Annotated in this window: 13 protein-coding genes; 6 read left to right on the top strand and 7 right to left on the bottom strand. The window is 68.6% G+C overall.

The window, feature by feature from the left end:
* Positions 1-253 precede the first annotated feature (253 nt).
* The 6 genes from SD37_RS16645 to SD37_RS16620 all read left to right on the top strand — a co-directional run bounded on the left by SD37_RS16645 (position 254) and on the right by SD37_RS16620 (position 9055).
* Complete coding sequence (locus SD37_RS16645) at positions 254-1081, top strand: alpha/beta fold hydrolase (protein WP_044850636.1); 828 nt, start codon at positions 254-256, stop codon at positions 1079-1081.
* A 44-nt stretch (positions 1082-1125) separates the two neighbouring features.
* Positions 1126-3078 carry an ABC transporter ATP-binding protein gene (locus SD37_RS16640; protein ID WP_083254982.1) on the top strand — a complete coding sequence of 651 codons (1953 nt, stop codon included), beginning with the start codon at positions 1126-1128 and terminating at the stop codon, positions 3076-3078.
* Positions 3079-3113: 35 nt separating this feature from the next.
* Complete coding sequence (locus tag SD37_RS16635) at positions 3114-4040, top strand: ABC transporter ATP-binding protein (protein WP_044850637.1); 927 nt, start codon at positions 3114-3116, stop codon at positions 4038-4040.
* Positions 4037-5062 (top strand): ABC transporter permease subunit, encoded by a 1026-nt coding sequence (locus SD37_RS16630; protein ID WP_065912850.1) that lies wholly within the window; start codon positions 4037-4039, stop codon positions 5060-5062. Before SD37_RS16635 ends, SD37_RS16630 begins: the two co-directional genes overlap by 4 nt.
* Positions 5063-5219: 157 nt before the next feature.
* Entirely contained in the window at positions 5220-6722 is a 1503-nt protein-coding gene (locus tag SD37_RS16625) for a tryptophan 7-halogenase (protein WP_044850639.1), read from the top strand.
* Positions 6719-9055, top strand: a complete 2337-nt coding sequence (locus tag SD37_RS16620) for a penicillin acylase family protein (protein WP_044850640.1) — start codon at positions 6719-6721, stop codon at positions 9053-9055. The genes SD37_RS16625 and SD37_RS16620 overlap by 4 nt, the downstream gene beginning before the upstream one ends.
* 255 nt (positions 9056-9310) lie before the next feature.
* On the opposite strand, the gene SD37_RS16615 is transcribed toward SD37_RS16620, so the two are convergent.
* From SD37_RS16615 to SD37_RS16585, 7 genes are all read right to left on the bottom strand, one after another.
* Positions 9311-11680 carry an aminotransferase class I/II-fold pyridoxal phosphate-dependent enzyme gene (locus SD37_RS16615; protein ID WP_052674849.1) on the bottom strand — a complete coding sequence of 790 codons (2370 nt, stop codon included), beginning with the start codon at positions 11678-11680 and terminating at the stop codon, positions 9311-9313.
* Between the two features lie 34 nt (positions 11681-11714).
* Positions 11715-12788, bottom strand: a complete 1074-nt coding sequence (gene hppD, locus SD37_RS16610; RefSeq protein ID WP_044850641.1) for a 4-hydroxyphenylpyruvate dioxygenase — start codon at positions 12786-12788, stop codon at positions 11715-11717.
* A gap of 36 nt (positions 12789-12824) precedes the next feature.
* Positions 12825-13796: a ParB/RepB/Spo0J family partition protein gene (locus SD37_RS16605; protein WP_236725386.1), complete on the bottom strand. Its 972-nt coding sequence runs from the start codon at positions 13794-13796 to the stop codon at positions 12825-12827.
* A 280-nt stretch (positions 13797-14076) separates the two neighbouring features.
* Positions 14077-15072: a ParB/RepB/Spo0J family partition protein gene (locus tag SD37_RS16600; protein ID WP_236725385.1), complete on the bottom strand. Its 996-nt coding sequence runs from the start codon at positions 15070-15072 to the stop codon at positions 14077-14079.
* A 522-nt stretch (positions 15073-15594) separates the two neighbouring features.
* Positions 15595-16518, bottom strand: coding sequence for an alpha/beta fold hydrolase (locus SD37_RS16595; protein ID WP_044850643.1), 924 nt, complete (start codon positions 16516-16518; stop codon positions 15595-15597).
* Between the two features lie 33 nt (positions 16519-16551).
* Positions 16552-17106, bottom strand: a complete 555-nt coding sequence (locus tag SD37_RS16590) for a TetR/AcrR family transcriptional regulator (protein ID WP_083254981.1) — start codon at positions 17104-17106, stop codon at positions 16552-16554.
* Complete coding sequence (locus SD37_RS16585) at positions 17103-17534, bottom strand: nuclear transport factor 2 family protein (protein ID WP_044850644.1); 432 nt, start codon at positions 17532-17534, stop codon at positions 17103-17105. Before SD37_RS16585 ends, SD37_RS16590 begins: the two co-directional genes overlap by 4 nt.
* Positions 17535-17762 lie beyond the last annotated feature (228 nt).

The raw sequence follows: 17762 nt of genomic DNA, 5'->3' as shown, positions 1-17762 counted from the left end.
GACGGGCCTCCTCGGGCTCAAGGCGGCTCAATATGTCCCACGGAAACGCGGCATATCAACTGATCGGCGGGAGGTTCGTGGACGCCCAACTGACGCCGCTCCCGCAGTTGGACGCGCGGACACCGCTGTCAATCACGGTCGTTCGCGAAGCCTGTACCCGAAAACCCGCCCGATGCCATAGTGACGCCGCTCCTGATTCGGGACGGACGCGGCAATCGCACGCCCTCCGGCGAACGGGCTGAAGGGAAACGACATGGGTGGTGCCGCCGACCGGCCCGCCGCGAACTTCGTCACCGCGAACGGGATCCGGCTCGCGTACGAACGTTCGGCTGGCGGCGACCCGGTTCTGCTGATCGCGGGATCCGGTTCCGCCGGCCATTTCTGGACGCTGCACCAAACACCCGCGCTGAAGGCCGCGGGTCATGGCACGATCGTGTTCGACAATCGCGGGATTCCCCCGTCCGACGCACCCGACGGCAAATATTCGCTCGCGGATTTCGTCGCCGACACCCGGGGAATCATCACGGCACTCGACCTGGCACCGTGCCGGATCGTCGGGATGTCCTTGGGCGCGATGATCGCGCAGGAACTGGCGATCGACCATCCGGACCTCGTTCGGAGCGCGGTGCTCATCGCCACCAGGGCCCGCGCGGACGCCGCCAGGCTGGCGATGACCGAAGCCGAGATCGCACTGGTGGAAAGCGGCGTGCGGCTCCCCGCCGCGTACGAGGCCGCCACCACGGTCTTCAAGATGTTCTCATCGTCCACTTTGGACAACGACAACGCGGTGACGAGCTGGCTGGAGGTCTTCGAGATGGCCGGGACTCCGGCCGTGGCCCCGGGGCAGACCTGGGCCGACCTGGTCGGTGACCGGCGCGCGGCCCTGAGCCGCGTGACGGCACCGTGCCGGGTCGTGACCTTCACCGACGACCTCATCACCCCGCCGCACCTCGGCGCGGAGGTCGCCGAGGCGATCCCCCGCTGCGACCTCGTGGAGATCCCCGGCTGCGGGCATCTCGGCTGTCTCGAACGCCCGGACGCGGTCAACGCGGCGATCACCGGCTTCTTCGCCGACAACTGAGTTCGCCAACAACTGAGTGCGACCACAAACTGAGGAGGGCTTTCGTGACCATCGGAGAAGACCCCAGCCTCGGCACGATCGGGCTGCGTGTCGAAGGCCTCGTCGAGCCGCAGCCGATCAAACCCGGCACGGTGAAACGCATCATCCCCTACGCCCTGCGCTATCGCTGGTCACTGCTCGTGGTGATGGTGGCGACCGTGATCGAGGCGGTCATCACGGTGTCGACCCCGCTGTTCCTGAAGGGGATCATCGACGACGGCATCGTCCCCGGGAACATGTCCGTCGTGCTGACGCTGGCCCTGACCGTCGTCGGGCTCACCTTGGTCAGTGTCGTCGCGATCTACGCGCAGACCTGGTTCTCCGGCAGGGTCGGCCAGGGCCTCATCTTCGACCTGCGCACCAAGGTGTTCACGCATGTCCAACGGCAGCCACTGGCGTTCTTCACCCGCACGCGGACCGGGTCGCTGGTCAGCAGGCTCAACACCGACGTCGTCGGCGCGGAGCAAGGGATCTCGACGCTGCTGTCGCAGGCGCTGTCCACGGTGCTGACGCTCGTGCTGGTGCTCGGCACGATGTTCTACCTGTCGTGGCCGATCACCCTCGTGGCACTGGTGCTGATCCCGATCTTCTTCCTGCCGGGGAAGATCATCGCCACCCGGCTGGAACGACTGGCGCGCACCGGCATGCAGACCGACGCCGAACTGGGCTCGACGATGACCGAACGGTTCAACGTGGCGGGCGCGATGCTGGTCAAGCTCTACGGCCGCCAGGGCGAGGAGGCCACGGACTTCTCCCGCAAGGCGGCGAAGGTCCGGGACATCGCCATTTCGATGGCCGTGCACGGACGGCTGCTGTTCATCCTGGTCACGCTGCTCACCACGGTCACGACCGCGATGGTCTACGGCTTCGGCGGCTGGTTCGTCATCGACGGCACCCTGCAGCTCGGCACGCTCGTGGCGCTGGTGGGCCTGCTGCTGATGCTCTACAGCCCCATCAACCAGCTGACGACCATCCAGGTGGACATCACCACCGCGCTGGTCAGCTTCGACCGCGTCTTCGAGGTGCTGGACCTGGAACCGATCATCACCGAACGACCGGACGCCCATCCCCTGCCCGCCAAGGAAAAGGGGAACGGCACCGCACCGCACGTCGAGTTCGACCGGGTCGCCTTCCGGTACCCCGCCGCCGAAGAGGTCTCCCTCGCCTCCCTGGAGGCGGTGCCGGCCCGCCCGCCCGAGCAGGGGGAGAACGCGCTGGTGCTGAACGAGGTCTCCTTCCACGCCCCGGCGGGACGGCTCACCGCGCTCGTCGGCCCCTCCGGCGCGGGCAAGACCACGATCACCCATCTGGTGCCCAGGCTCTACGACACGACTTCCGGCACGGTCCGGATCGGCGGCCACGACGTCCGGGACCTGACCCTCGACTCGCTGCAGGACGCCGTCGGCGTGGTCACGCAGGACGCGCATCTGTTCCACGACTCGATCCGCGCCAACCTGCTCTACGCGCGGCCGGACGCCACCGAAACCGAGATTGTCGAGGCGTGCGAGGCCGCGCGGATCTGGCAGACCATCTCCCAGCTACCCGACGGACTGGACACGGTGGTCGGCGATCGCGGGTACCGGTTGTCCGGCGGGGAGAAGCAGCGGCTCGCGCTGGCTCGGCTGCTGCTCAAGTCGCCGCCGATCGTGGTGCTCGACGAGGCGACCGCGCATCTGGACTCCGAGTCCGAGGCGGCCATCCAGCGGGCGTTGAAGACCGCCCTCGCCGGGCGCACCTCGCTGGTCATCGCGCACCGGCTGTCCACCATCCACGACGCCGACCAGATCCTGGTGATCGACAAGGGACGGATCCAGGAGCGTGGCACGCATCGGGAGCTGCTCGCCAACGGCGGACTCTATGCCGAACTTTACCGGACCCAGTTCGCCCAGCAGCGGGACTTCGACGCAGAACCGGTCAAAAGTGCGACCGTGGACAGCGGAAACCATGCTTTGGGTTGATGCCGGGAAGAACGGGCGAATCCCAGGATGAGGGCATGCCACACGCAGACTCCCCTCCGGTGCTCCACGCCACGGACCTGGCCAAGAAGTACGGCCGCCGGGGCAAACAGGCACTCTCCGAGGTGAACCTCACCGTTCCCGCCGGCCGGGTCATCGGCCTGGTCGGCCCGAACGGCGCGGGCAAATCGACCCTCTTGCACCTGGCCTGCGGGCTGATCGAGCCGACGGCGGGATCGCTGACCGTGCTGGGGGCCCGTCCCGCGGCGAACGCGGCGCATCTGGCGAAGGTGGGGTTCGTCGCGCAGAACACCCCGGTTTACGGGTCGTTCACCGTGGCGGAGCACCTGAAACTCGGCGCGAAGATGAATCCGGGGTGGGATCAGGCACTGGCCGAACGCCGCATCCGGCAGGTCGGGCTGAATCCGGCACAGAAGGCGGGGCAACTGTCCGGTGGTCAGCGCGCACAGCTCGCGCTGACCATCGCGGCCGCCAAACGACCCGACCTGCTGATCTTCGACGAACCGGCCGCCGCGCTGGATCCGCTGGCCCGCAGGGGTTTTCTCCGTAACCTGATGGAATTCGTGATCGAGCTCGGCGCCAGCGCGGTGCTGTCGTCGCACCTGCTCGACGACATCGAGCAGGTCTGCGACTACCTCATCGTCCTGTGCGACTCGCGGGTGCAGGTCGCGGGCGACGTCCGCGACCTGCTGACCGGCCACGCCCGGCTGGTCGGCCCGCGCGGCGGGCTGGACCGCCTCCCCCTCGGTGTCGAGGTCATCCGGACGGAACACAACGGCCACTACAGCCACGCGATCGTCCGCATGGACACCGCGGCGGGCCCGCTGCCCTACCCGCCCGAGCCGGTCTCGCTCCAAGAACTCGTCCTCGCGTACATGAGCAGGGCCGCCGGTCTGGAGATCGGCGTGCACGGCCGGACCGAAGCATGGGAGACCCAGCGATGATCTGGCTGAGCTGGCGGCAATTCCGCGTCCAGGCGCTGGCGGGCGCCGTGGCACTGGCGGGGATCGTCGCCTACCTGCTGTACGTGGGCATGGACGTCCGCGAGGGCTACGACGTCTACCAGGCGAACTGCCGCGGTCAAGGCGACTGCGCGCAGGCGAAGGCCCAGTTCCGCTCCGCCTACGAGAACACGCTGCTGTTCCTCGCCGCCGGTCTCGCCCTGGTCCCCGCGGTCATCGGGACCTTCTGGGGCGCGCCGATGATCGCGCGGGAACTCGAAGGGAACACCCACACCCTGGCGTGGAACCAAAGCGTCACCCGGCCACGCTGGCTGCTCACCAAGGTCCTGGTCGTGGGCGTCGGCGCCATGGTCGTCACCGGGGTGGCGGGAGCGGCGCTCACCTGGGCGGCCGCGCCGTTCGACGAGGTCGTCAAGAACCAGTTCAGCACCTTCGTCTTCGGCGCGCGGTACATCGCCCCGATCGGCTACGCCGCGCTGGCGTTCACCGTGGGCGCCCTCGCCGGGCTGCTACTGCGCCGGACGCTGCCCGCGATGGCGCTGACGCTCGTCGGCTTCATCGCCTTCCAGTTCTTCTTCGCCAACGTGGTGCGGCCCAGCCTCGTGCCCGCCGAGCACGCCGCGTTGCCGATGACCGCCGAGGCCATCAACGAGGCGCAGAACCTGGGCAGCATCACCGGCGGCTCGGTCATCAGCGGGATCCGCGTCCCGGACGCGCCCAACGCCTGGATCGCCGACATCAGCCCGTTGCGCACCCCGGACGGCAAGACCCTCGACAGCACCAAATTCGGCACCTGCATCAACACCCCGCCCAAAACCGGGGCAGGCGGGACCTTCGGTGACGCCGCGGTGTGCCTCGCGAAGTACGACCTCCACGTCGACGTCAGCTATCAGCCCGCCAGTCGCTATTGGACGTTCCAGATCCTGGAGACGGTGGTCTACCTGGCACTCAGCGGAGGTCTCATCGCACTCAGCCTCGTCCGCATCCGGCGCCCGGTGAGCTGATACCGCGGGTCGTGAGTGGTAAGTGTCGTTAGAACGACACTTACCACTCACGACCCGCTGTCCGTTTCCGGGAACTGTCCAAGGTGGGTACGGGGCATTTCTTGTGGAACCCTGAACCGGGAAACAATGACCCCGGCAACGTGTTCCAGGAGGCCGAATGAGTACGGCACGAAACGAGGAATTCGACGTGGCGGTCGTCGGCGGCGGCCCCGCCGGTTCGACGCTCGCGTCGCTGGTGGCCATGCGGGGACATCGCGTCCTGCTGCTGGAGAAGGAGACGTTCCCCCGATACCAGATCGGCGAATCGCTGCTGCCGTCCACCATTCACGGCGTCTGTCATCTGCTCGGTGTCGACGACGAAATCGCCGAAGCGGGCTTCCTCCGTAAACGCGGTGGCACTTTCCGATGGGGCGCCAATCCCACGCCGTGGAACTTCGCGTTTTCCGTCTCGCCCAAGGTCGCCGGGCCGACGTCGTTCGCCTATCAGGTCGAGCGGAGCAAATTCGACAAGATCCTGCTCGACAATTCCGCTCGCAAAGGTGTCGACGTCCGCCAGAACCGCACGGTGACCGACGTCCTGGAAAGCGAAGACGGTCGTGTACGCGGATTGCGCTACACCGATCCGGACGGCACCGAGCACGAAGTTTCTGCCCGGTACGTCGTGGACGCCTCCGGCAACACCAGCCGCATTCACAAACGGGTCGGCGGTTCGCGGAAATACTCCGACTTCTTCCGCAGCCTGGCCCTGTTCGGGTATTTCGAGAACGGCAAACGCCTGCCGGCACCGAACTCCGGCAACATCCTGTGCGTCGCCTTCAGCCACGGGTGGTTCTGGTACATCCCGCTCAGCGACAAGCTGACCAGCGTCGGCGCGGTGGTCCGCCGGGAGGACGCGGCGAAGATCCAGGGCGACCCCGAGGCCGCGATGCGGAACCTCATCGGCGAGTGCCCGCTCATCGGCGAATACCTCGACGGCGCGACCAGGGTCACCACCGGCCAGTACGGGCAGTTGCGGGTACGCAAGGATTACTCCTACCACCAAACGAATTTCTGGCGGCCGGGTATGGTCCTCGTCGGCGACGCGGCCTGCTTCGTCGACCCCGTGTTCTCTTCCGGGGTCCACCTGGCCACCTACAGCGCGCTGCTGGCGGCCCGCTCCATCAACAGCGTCCTGGACGGGAGCGTCGGCGAGCAAAGGGCCTTCGACGAGTTCGAAGGACGCTATCGCCGCGAGTACGGCGTCTTCTACGAGTTCCTGACCTCGTTCTACGACATGCACATCGACGAGAACTCCTACTTCTGGTCGGCGAAGAAGGTGACCAAGAGCAGCAACACCGAGCTGGAGTCGTTCGTCGAACTCGTCGCGGGGATGTCCAGCGCCGAATTCGACCTCACCGACACCGAATCGGGTGTCCTGCGGCTCAAACAGCGCTCGGCGGAGTTCGCCGACGCCGTCGACACGCTGGTCGAAGCCCGCGAGGAGAACATGGCGCCGCTGTTCCGGTCATCGGTGGTGCGCCAGGCGATGCAGGAGGGATCGCAGGTCCAGACCAGGGCCCAGCTCGGCGACGAAGCGGGCGAGATCACCCCGGTCTTCGACGGCGGACTCGTCGCCACACCCGACGGCATGTCCTGGTGTGAACCGGATCCGGGCCGATGACGAGCCGCGGGCGGTGGCTGGGCACGATACTGGCCGTCATCGCGCTGCTGTCCGGCACGGCTCCCCCGGCTATATCCGCCGGGCCGCGTACCGAGAGCTACCAGGTCCCCGGGCTGAGCCGTCCGGTGCGGATGGTCGTGGACCACTGGGGTGTGCCGCACATCTACGCCCGGAACGTCGACGACCTCTTCCTCGCACAGGGGTTCAACGCCGCCCGCGACCGGTTGTTCCAGATGGACATCTGGCGCCGCAGCGGTCTCGGGCTGCTCTCGGAGATCCTCGGTCCGTCGTTCGTGCAGCAGGATCGCGCGGCCCGGCTGTTCCTCTACCGCGGCGACATGGACCGCGAATGGGCAGCCTACGGTCCCGAGGCGAAACAAGCGGCCATCCGGTTCACCGAGGGCATCAACGCCCGCTTGGACTGGCTCGAGCGGCACCCGGAAAGCCTTCCGCCGGAGTTCACGGAGTTCGGCTTCAAACCGGGCCGGTGGCGGCCGGAGGACGTGGTGCGCGTCCGCAAGCACGGGCTGTCGATGAACGCGGCGTCGGAGGTGCTCCGGTCGCGCCTTGTCTGCGCGGGCGGTATCGAGGCCGACAAGTTCGCCCACGCGCTTGAGCCCGCCCACACCCCCGCCGTCCCGGACGGGATCGACCCGTGTTCGATCCCGATGGACGTGCTGGACCCGGTCGCCCCGGCGGAGCGGCGAACGGCCTTCGGCGGGCGATCGCCGTACAACTCCGGCATGGCGGAGGGCAGCAACAGCTGGGTGGTGTCACCGGGAAGAACCCTGACCGGGCGCCCGATCCTGGCCAATGACCCGCACCGGGCGCTCACCGCGCCACCACTGCGGTACATCAGCCATCTGTCGGCGCCGGGCCTCGACGTCATCGGCGCGGGCGAGCCGTTCCTGCCCGGGGTTTCGCTGGGGCACAACGGAACGGTCGCTTTCGGGCTGACCGTGTTCGGCATCGATCAGGAGGATCTGTACGTCTACCGGCTCGACCCGGACAACCCCGGCCGGTACCGCTACGGCGACGGGTGGGAGTCCTTCCGGACGGTCACCGAGGAGGTACCCGTCCTGGGAGGGCCGCCGCAGCGGATCGAGATGCGGTACTCCCGGCACGGTCCCGTGCTGCGGGTCGACGCGGCACGCAACGTGGCCTACGCGCTGCGCACGGCCTGGACGGAACCCGGGACGGCACCGTATTTCGGCTCCCTGCGCTACTTGCGGGCCCGGAACTTCGGCGACTTCTCCGCCGCGCTGCGGCATTGGGGCGGACCGGCGGAGAACGTCCTCTACGCCGACACGGCCGGGAACATCGGCTGGGTCGCGGCCGGGCGGGCGCCGAAGCGGTCCGGTTACGACGGCCTGTTCCCGACCCCCGGCGACGGCCGCTCCGAATGGACCGGCTTTCACGACGGCGCCACGCTGCCGCGCTCCTACAATCCGAAGAGCGGCTTCATCGCCTCCGCCAACGACCACAACGTCCCGGCGGGCTTTCCGTTCCAGGTGGGCTACGAATGGGAGCCGCCGTACCGCAAGCAGCGCATCGACGACGTGCTCTCCGGCGGCCGCCGTCAGTCCGTCGACGACTCGGTCCGGCTGCAGAACGACCAGCTGTCGCTGCCGGCACGCCGTCTGGTGCCGCTGCTGGCCGGCCTGCGGAGCACCGATCCCGACACGGAGCGGGCACTGAACCTGCTCCGCGGGTACGACGGCGTCGCACACGTCGATTCCGCGGCCACCGCGCTCTACGAACCGTGGTTCACCAACCACCTCGTCCCGGCGTTCCTCCGCGTGTTCCTGAACGAGGAAGCGGCGTCACTCGCGGCGATCCCCGGCGGGAACGTCGGCCTGATGCTCGACGCGCTCGAACATCCCGGCCAGTGGTTCGGGCCCGGCGGAGAGGCGGCCAGGGACCGGCTGCTGCTGACCACCCTCGGCGCCGCTTACGCCGACGTGCGCGGGAAACTCGGCGCGGATCCGGGCAAGTGGCGCTGGGGTGCGTTGCAGCACACCGAATTCCTGAGCACCACCGGACGGCACGTCGGCCCGGTGGAGCGCGGCGGCTCCGCGTACACAGTGGACGTTTCGAAGTACGACCCCACCACCTACGGGCAGGGCGTGGGCGCCTCGTTCAAGATGGCGCTCGACGTCGGGCGCTGGGACGACTCCAAGGCGGTCAGCGCCCCCGGTCAGTCCGGCGACACGACGGGGCCGCACTACCGCGACCTGCTGGAGCGCTGGCGGACGGGAGACTACTTCCCGTTGCTGTACAGCCGGGCCGCGGTCGAACGCAACGCGGAGACCGTGATCATGCTGCTTCCCTGACGGCGGGTCGCGTGGGTCGTGAGTGGTAAGTGCCGTTCTAACGGCACTTACCACTCACGACCCACACCCTCTGCCGAAGGGCGCGTCAGATGAGGGGAAAGTCCCCTTCAGCCCCTCACACCCGACCTCAGGGTTGCGAGTGGCGCCAGCGACGTGGCATGCGCGAGCGTGGAGGATTGAGGACATCGAACGTCCCTGATCCTCCACGCTTGGGCGTGTGCTGTCGCAATTAGTCGACTACTTGCGACGGTCCGCTCAGCGGCCCAGTCCCGCTTCCGACTCCACGAAGCCACGCAGCCGCGCGACGCCCTTCTCGATGTCCGCGTGCGTCAGGTAACTGGTCGAAAGCCTGATCGTGGTCCGGCCACCGCCCTGCGGATAGAAATACGACATCGGTGTCCAGATCACCCCGAAGTCCTGCGCGGACCGGGTCAGCGCGGCGTTGTCGGCGGGAAAAGGCACCCGCAGGGTCAGGAAGAAGCCCCCGCCGGGCGCATTCCAGCTCACCCCCAGCCGCGCCCTCAGCCCGGCCGGGAACTCGTGCTCCAGGCATTCCAGCGTGCGCCGCATGGCCTCGCCGTAGTACGCGGACGTCTCGGTGGCGAACTCCGAAACGCGGCCACCGGAGTCGAGCAGCGCGCCCGCCACCGCCGCCTGACTCAGCGGCGAGGTGTTCACGGTGATCATGCTCTTGATCTTGGCCAGTTCGGCCGCGAGCAGACCGGTGCCGCCGTCCGGCGCCAGCACCGGCTGGTCCGCGACCACGAAGCCGACGCGCGCCCCGGGGAACACGGTCTTGGCGTAGGAACCCAGGTGGATCACCTGCCGCGTCCGGTCGAGCGCCTTGAGGGCCGGGATCTGCGGCCCCGGGCTGACCCGCCGGTACGGGCTGTCCTCCAGGACGAGCAGGCCGAGCCGTCCGGCCAGGTCGAGCAGCGCCCGCCTGGCTTCGAGCGGCATGGTGACGCCGGAGGGGTTCGAATGGTCCGGGACCACGTAGACGGCACGGGGACGTTTGCCCCGCGCCCGCACCGCCTCGACAGCGGCTTCGAGCGCCTCGCACGAGAGGCCGTCATCGTCCTCCTCGACGGCGACCACCTCGGCGTCCAGCAGTTTGGCGGCACCGGTGATCCCCACATAACAGGGACTGGCGACCAGCAGGACGTCGTCCGGGCCGGAGATCAGCGCGCGCACCGTGAGGAACATGGCCTCCTGACAGCCGACCGTGACCACGATCGACTCCGGCGGCACTTCGATGCCCTCGTCCACCCGCAGGGAATCGGCGATCAGCTCCCGGATCAGCCCGGCGGCGGGCCCGTACTGGAACACCGCTTCCCGCACCTGGTCCGGCGAGTGGCCCCGGTCGGCCAGATGATCCAGATAGCGGCGCACGTAGCCGAAGATCTGCTCGGTGTCGAAGAACCCGGCGTACGGCCGTCCCGGTGCGAACGACACCGCGTCCGGGTAGCGCGCCGTCACCTCGTTCAGGAAGTTCATCGTGTCCATACCGGGATCGGCGACACTCGCGTGAAGATCCGTCAGGCGCAGCTCACGTACAGGCGTGCGACGCCGCACCGGCGCCTGGCCGACGAGCTCGGGGCCCACGTCGGCCAGGGTCCGCAGGCCGGCCTGCGCCATCGCGTCGGTCAGTTCGTCGAGGAGAACGGTGAAGACGTTCCGCACGCCGTCGGCTCCCCCGGCCGCGAGGCCGTGCAGCACGGGGCGCCCGACAAGGACCGCGTCGGCGCCCAGCGCGAGCGCCGCCAGCACATCCCGGCCCCGCCGCACCCCGCCGTCCAGCAGGATCGGGACCCGCCCGCCGACGGCCGCCGAGACCTCGGGGAGCACGTCTAGTGTTCCCGGGACGCCGTCGAGCTGACGACCTCCGTGGTTGGACACCACGATGCCGTCCACCCCGGCCTCGGCCGCGCGCCGAGCGTCGGCCCCGGTGAGGATCCCCTTGAGCAGGATCGGCAAGGCCGAGACCGAACGCAGCCAGTCCACCACCGACCAGTCCAGGTCGGGGTCGAACGCCGCGCGCGAGTGTGCCGACGGTGAGGAGAAACCGTCTCCTTCCAGGTTGGCGGGAGTCACCCCCGGCGGCAGCCGGAAGTCGTTGCGCAGATCCCGCAGACGGCGGCCGAGGCGTGGCGTGTCCACGGTCAGGACCAGCGCCTCGAAGCCCGCGCGCTCGGCGCGTTCGACGAGGTGCCGGGTGAGCGCGCGATCCCGCAGGCAGTAGACCTGGAGCCAGAGCGGCACGGCGGTCTCGGCCGCCAGTTCCTCGAAAGTGCGGCCCGCGAAGGTGCTGACCACCACCGGGACCTTCGCGGCGGCCCCGATCCCGCGGACGGTGGCCAGCTCACCCTCGGGGTGCGCGAGCGTGTGGAAGGCGACCGGCGCGACCGCCACCGGAGCGGCCCAGGTCCGGCCCAGGATCTTGACGCCGGTTCCCGGGCGCCCCGCTCCCCGCAGCACCGACGGCCGCAGCCGGATCCGGTCGAACGCGGCGGTGTTCGCCGCCAGCGTCCGCTCCTCCCCCGCGCCGCCTTCGAGGAAGTCCCAGACCGGCGGGTCCAGCCGTTCCCTGGCCCGCCGCGCGAACTCCCCCAGCGTCAACTCCATGACGGCCCCCGTTCCCGTCGGCACACCGGACGCGTCAGCCGTTCCGGGCGGCCGTGTCGGCCGCCTGCTGGCGTTCGACGGCCTCGTACAGGGCGTGGATGTTGTTGCTGCCGAACGTCCGCGCGCCCCGGCGCTCGATCAGCTCGTAGAAGAGGGTTCGCCGCGGATGCGTGGACTCGGTGAAGATCTGGAACATGACGCCCGTGTGGTCGCGATCGGCGAGGATGTCGAGCGCGCTGAGTTCGTCCACCGGGACGCCGATCTCGCCGAGCCTGCCGGGCAGTGCCTCGTAGTAGCTCAGCGGTGTGGAGAGGAACCGCACGCCGCGCTCGGCGCTGGTGCGCACCGCGGTCCTGATGTCCCCGGTGAGGAAGGCGACGTGCTGCACACCCGCCCCGCCGTGGGACTTCACGAACTTGTCGATCTGCCCGGGGGCGCGCGTGACGTCGGGCTGGATGACGGTGAAGGTGAGCATCTCGGACCGGCTCTGGACGACCTTGGAGTCCATCGCCTGAGAACCGACGACGATCCGCTCCTCGAACGTTTTGGTGAGACCGAAGATGTCCTGATAGCGGCGGACGGTCTCGTCCAGTTCCCCGGCGGGAACGCACACCGCGAAGTGGTCGACCCGCTTCAGCAGGCCGCCGGACGCGCCGGTGCCGGTCTCTTCGATGGCGGGCGCGAACGGGCCTCCTGGCTTTTCCCGGGAGACGAAGCGATGCTCGATGTCGCCGAGCCCGAGCACGGACGCATAGGTGACCCGCGCGCCCACCGGGCCGAATTCCTCAGGCGGGGCCACGGGGACGGCCCCGCGCTCCACCGCCTCGCCGAACGCGGCGTGCGCGTCGCCGACCCCGATGCCGATCACGCCGACACCGTCGCCGTGGTGCCGCAGGTACTCGGCCGCGCGGTGGTCCGGGCTGGTGGCCGTCGTCAGCAGGAGCGCGATGTCGTTCTGCCGCAGGAGCACCGACTCGCAGCCGCGCAGGCCGGTGTGCTCACCGCCCCGGCCGGCGAGCGCGAACCCGAAGGAGTCGCACAGCCTCGCCGCCGTCCCTTCCGCGTCCGCCACGAACAACTCGACATGGTCGACTGATCCGATTTCCACTTGACACCTCCGAAATAGGTTTTCGACAAATGGCCATTAAGCCGACTTCGATCCTTTGTGTTCGATACGGAACGCGATCTCCGACCATTTTTCGGCGCAATAACGCGCCAGCTCGGCGATCGTTTCCGTGCTGTGCGGCGGCACGCTGTCGATGATCCTGTTCCAATCCTCGGAACGGACCAGGTGGATGTTCAGCAGCCGCAGGAGTTCCCGCCCGTTCTCGTTGAGCCGCAGCGCGGGGTCCTCCCGCAGCCGCGCCACCACGGTGGCCGGTGGCGGCTTCACCTCGCACCGGGTGACGACGCGCTCCGCGGGGCGGTCTTCGTCACCCCATCCCCCGGGTTTCGCCTGCCGTTTCCGCGGGACCGGGTCCTCCCCGCGCAGCATCCGGTTCTTGACGTCCCGCACGGTCTCCGCCGAGATCCCCGCGGCGCGGGCGACCTGGCGCAACGACAGGGTGGGGTCCCCGACGATCATCTCGTGGGCCAGCCTGCGACCCGCGCTCACGTCGATGGAGCGGACCCGGCCGTCGCGGCCGATACGGGCGAATTCGCCCGCCGCACCGATTTCGGTGCCGCGGCGGATGTCGGCGACCGTCTTGGCGGACATCCCGACCACCGACGCGATCATCCGGTCGGACCACCGGCCGTGGGTGGCGATGATGCGCTCCGCCGCCTGCCTGCGATCGGCGGCCGACAGCGGCAGCCCGTGCGCGATATTGGACTCCACCGCCAGGATGAAGGCGTCTTCCTCCGTGCCGTCGAAGAACCGCGCCGTGATGGTCCCGCGGCCCGCCAGCATCGCGGCGCGGAGGCGGTGCACGCCGTCGATGACCCGCATCGAGGGCCGGTGCACCACGATCGGTGGCAGCGGCACATTGGCGGCGACCAATGCTTCCACGTGTTCCAGGCTCTCGCCGCCGATTCGCGGAGAGTCGCCGACGGAGAGCGAACGGATTTCCACTTCTTCGGTCGAATGCAGATCGTCGTGCCCCAGCGCGAACCGCAATGTCCAGCTCCTTAGTATTCGACTTGCACTGCACTCATGCAGGGCGATTACGCACCATGCCCCAGCGGAGTGATGTGTGGCCACCGTGTTCAACTGCCGCCTTTCGCGCAGTTGAACACGAATACGGGGAAACGCGGCGGAATAGCCGGAAAGTGAACGCGATACGGCGTTCGTCGATTTTCTTCGCACGGGAGGCGAGGATCGGTCCGGGCCGCGCGCGAGGACGCACCCCAAGGCGAACGGTGCCCGGCGGCCGCGGCACCCGGGCCGCCGGGACCGGTTACTTCGTGTCGTCCACCGGACGGACCCCCCAGGGGTCGGCGATCGCCGCGCGATCGTCCAGTTCCTCCGCGAGGGAGAGCCAGATCTCCGAGAAATGGCGGGCGAGACTGGTGATCATCGCCAGGCAGTGGGGCGGCACGGTCTCGGTGGCGCCGAGCCAGTCCTTGGCCTCGGCTGCGGTGTGCTGGATGAGCCGCAGGAGCCGCCTGCCCTGCTCGTTGTGCCGCAGAGAGGGATCCCGCAACAGTTTCTCCAGCGCGTACCGCGCCGCCTCGCGATCCGCGTCGAAGCTCCCCTCGGCCACCGTGTCGGGCTCCCGCTCCGCGGACTCGAGCAGGGCGGCCTCCTTCTTCGCCCGCTCGATCGTGCCGCCCTGCCGAGGCTCGGGCGACACGGCCCCCTCCCCGCGTTCGAGCCGCTTGCGGACATCCCGGACCGTGCCCGGGGAAACACCGGCGGCCCTGGCGACCTCCCGCAGTGACGCTTTCGGGTTCCGGGCAAGGAATTCGGCGGTGCGCCGCCGCCCTTCGCCGTGATCGACCGGGCGCACCTTGCCGTCCCGGCCGATCCGCGTCGTCGCCTCCGGGACGGAGTCGCTGGATCGCCGGATCGACGCGACGGTCCTGGCGCCGAGGCCGGTGATCTCCGCGATGGTCCGGTCCGACAGCCGGGGATGGGAAGCGACGATCCGGATCGCGGCGGCCCGGCGATCCGCTTGGGACAACGGGAAACCGTGGGTCACGTTAGCCTGAACGGCCCTCAGGAATCCTTCTTCGGGATCGCCGTCGAAGAACTCGACATCGATCGTGTCCTGGCCCCGCATCGAGGCGGCCATCAACCGGTGCATCCCGTCGATGACCCGCATCGTGCGCCGGTCGACCAGGATGGGCGGCAGCGGCGCGTCCGTTTCCGCGAGCCGCGCGACATGTCTCTTGTCCTCACCTCTCAGTCTTGGCGATTCACCGGGACGCAAAGACAAAATCGGAATTGTCACGATTTCCTCATGCGCCACTACCGGCCGAAACAACCGTGCACTCATGTCGATCATGAATCCCCCATGACGTCCGACACCGTCCCAGGCCCGGTACCGCGTCCCCCGCTGTTGCCGTCAAGCCGGGAGAGACGCCCGCACACCCGACCGGCACTCCTCCACTGAGTCGAAGTGGCAGGCTCTGATCCGTGACCCCCGCGCAAGCATCGCCGATCCGACCGGGGTGAGCAAGAGTCGCCGCTCCGCTTACCGGGCTGCTTGAACCGCCCGGTGCCACGCCGGTTTCCGTCGAATGCGGGACTTTTCCTCTTGCGGGCGCGAGGATGTCATGAGGTGATCTTGGAAGGGCGCGTGCCGAATACCCGCTTCAGTGGCGAGGTCGGCATTTTACCGAAAAATGCACGACGACGCACATCACTGACGGTGAGCGATTCCGTTTCGACCTGTCGGTCACGATCGATTTCGAAGCCGACGTCACCCGGCGACCGCGTTTTCCGTTCCGTCGGCGCCGAAGGGGCGAAGGGGTCACAACTGCTTGAAGAAGCCGAGCAGCGCCTCGTTCACTTCGTCAGGGCGTTCCATCTGAACCCAATGACCCGCCCCAGGGATGTCGACAACACCGCGCACGTCCGTCGCGGCTTTGGCGATATTTCCGGTATCGGTGAACGCGCGGGTGATGTCCTCGTCACCGCAGAGGTAGAACGCGGGCGGCGTGATCGGCTTGCCCCGCCACGGTGCCAGCAGCTCCCAGTTGCGATCGATGTTGCGATACCAGTTCAGCCCGCCGGTGAACCCGGAGCGCGCGAACGACTCGACGGCGACGTCGATGTCCTCGTCATCCAGCCAATCCGGCAGCCGGTCGACGTCGGTGAATCGGTCCAAGAAACCCTCGCCGTCCCGGACGACCGGGGCCCCGGCGGAGGAGGCGCCGAGCAGTCTCCGGAACGTGGTGCGCGGATCCGCGCCGAACTCGGCTTCGGCGACGCCGGGCCGCTGGAAGTAGATTTGGTAGAAACCCTCGCCGAAGTGCTGTCGCAGCAGGCTCAGCGGCGGCGCCGGGGCCCGAGGCGCCGGTGGCACGCTGATCCCGGCGACCCCGCGCACGATGTCCGGGCGCAGCAACGCGGTGTGCCAGGCGACCGGCGCACCCCAGTCGTGCCCCACCACGATCGCCTGCCGCTCACCCAGTTCCTCGATCAGGCCCACGACATCACCGACGAGATGCAGGAGCGTGTACTGCTCCACCCCGGCAGGACACTCGGTGCGGCCGTACCCGCGTTGATCCGGCGCCACGACGCGATAGCCCGCTTCGGCCAGCGGGCCGATCTGGTGACGCCACGAATGCGAGGTCTCCGGCCAGCCGTGCAACAGCAGGACCAGAGGTCCTTCCCCCTGCTCCACGAAGTGCATCGTGATCCCGTTGACCTCGGCTGTCCGCTTGGTGACCAAGACCTGTTCTCCCGTTCTTCCTTGTCGAACCGCTCAACCGGCCGGGGGCGGCGGATCGGCGAGTTCGAGAATCCATGTGCTCCAGGCCAGATCCGCGCGCTGTTCGGGCAGTTCGAGTGCCGCGGAGATCGTCTGCACGAGCCCAGTGGCGAAAAACGTGCGTACCTGCAACGCGTCCGCGCCGCTCGACCGGGCGACCGAGTGCATGAGGCCGACGTGACGTCGCCGTACTTCTTCCTTGACGGTCGCGTCGGCCGTCGCCGCGTATCCCTGGAGTACGACGAGCCCGACGGTGGGATCGCTCCGCAGAAGCCTCAAGTACGCGGCGCCCAGCGCGGCAAGCGTCGGCTCGGCGCCCTCGAACGCGGCTTCGATCCGGTCGAAGGCCGCGTGGACGACTTCGAGGAACAACTTCCGTTTGGAACCGAACATCTGCACGATGCGCGGATGCGAGATCCCGGCGCGGCCGGCGATGGCCTCCAGCCGCGTACCCGCCAGGCCGTTCGCGGCGAACTCGGCATCGGCCGCCCGGATGATCCCCGCCCGCCGTACCGCGGCGGGCATGCGGGCGCGAGGGGTCTCGCTCACGCTTCCGCCACGGCGCCGCGCAGCTGACCCTCGACGAACTTGTTGTCATACAGGCAGCGATAGGCGCGGATCAGCCCGTCCTCACCCAGTTCCAGCCGGTCGTCACCGTGGAATCCGACGCGACGGCCCGTGCGGGCGAAGGTGCCGCTGAAGCGCCACGCGACCAGCACGGCGTTCCGGGTCACCTCCGCGTACAGCCCCTCACGCGTGAAGGAGTAGTCCGGATAGCCGCGCGCCATGCGGTTCACGAAGTCGCGCAGGGAATCCGGGCCGTGGACCGTCGTGCCCAGCGCCGGTTCGTCGTAGACGAGGTCGTCCGCGCACATCGCCGCGACCGCGTCGCCGTCGTGCCCGTTCCACGCCTGCTCCCAGCGGCGGCAGAAGGCCTCGACCGCGTCCAGATCGGAAGTGGCCTTGATCGTCGTCATAAAGCTAACTTACAAGTAAGTAAGCTCGCGGGGCAAGTCGCGGATCCGCCCCTCGAAACTGATCGACAGGATGGATATGATCGGCTCGTGGTGCGATTCCACGGTGTGGCCGTATAGCCGGCCGGTTCCGCCGAGGGGGCGGAACGACCCGGTGCGATTCCGGGGCCAGGCGGTGAGACCCCGCGTCCCCCACGTCCGGCACGCGCCGGGCTTTGCTGGGGTACGGCG

The organism is Amycolatopsis orientalis (assembly GCF_000943515.2).
Classification (GTDB): domain Bacteria; phylum Actinomycetota; class Actinomycetes; order Mycobacteriales; family Pseudonocardiaceae; genus Amycolatopsis; species Amycolatopsis orientalis.
Note: the sequence above shows the minus strand (reverse complement) of the source record. Positions and strands in the feature narration are given on the sequence as shown.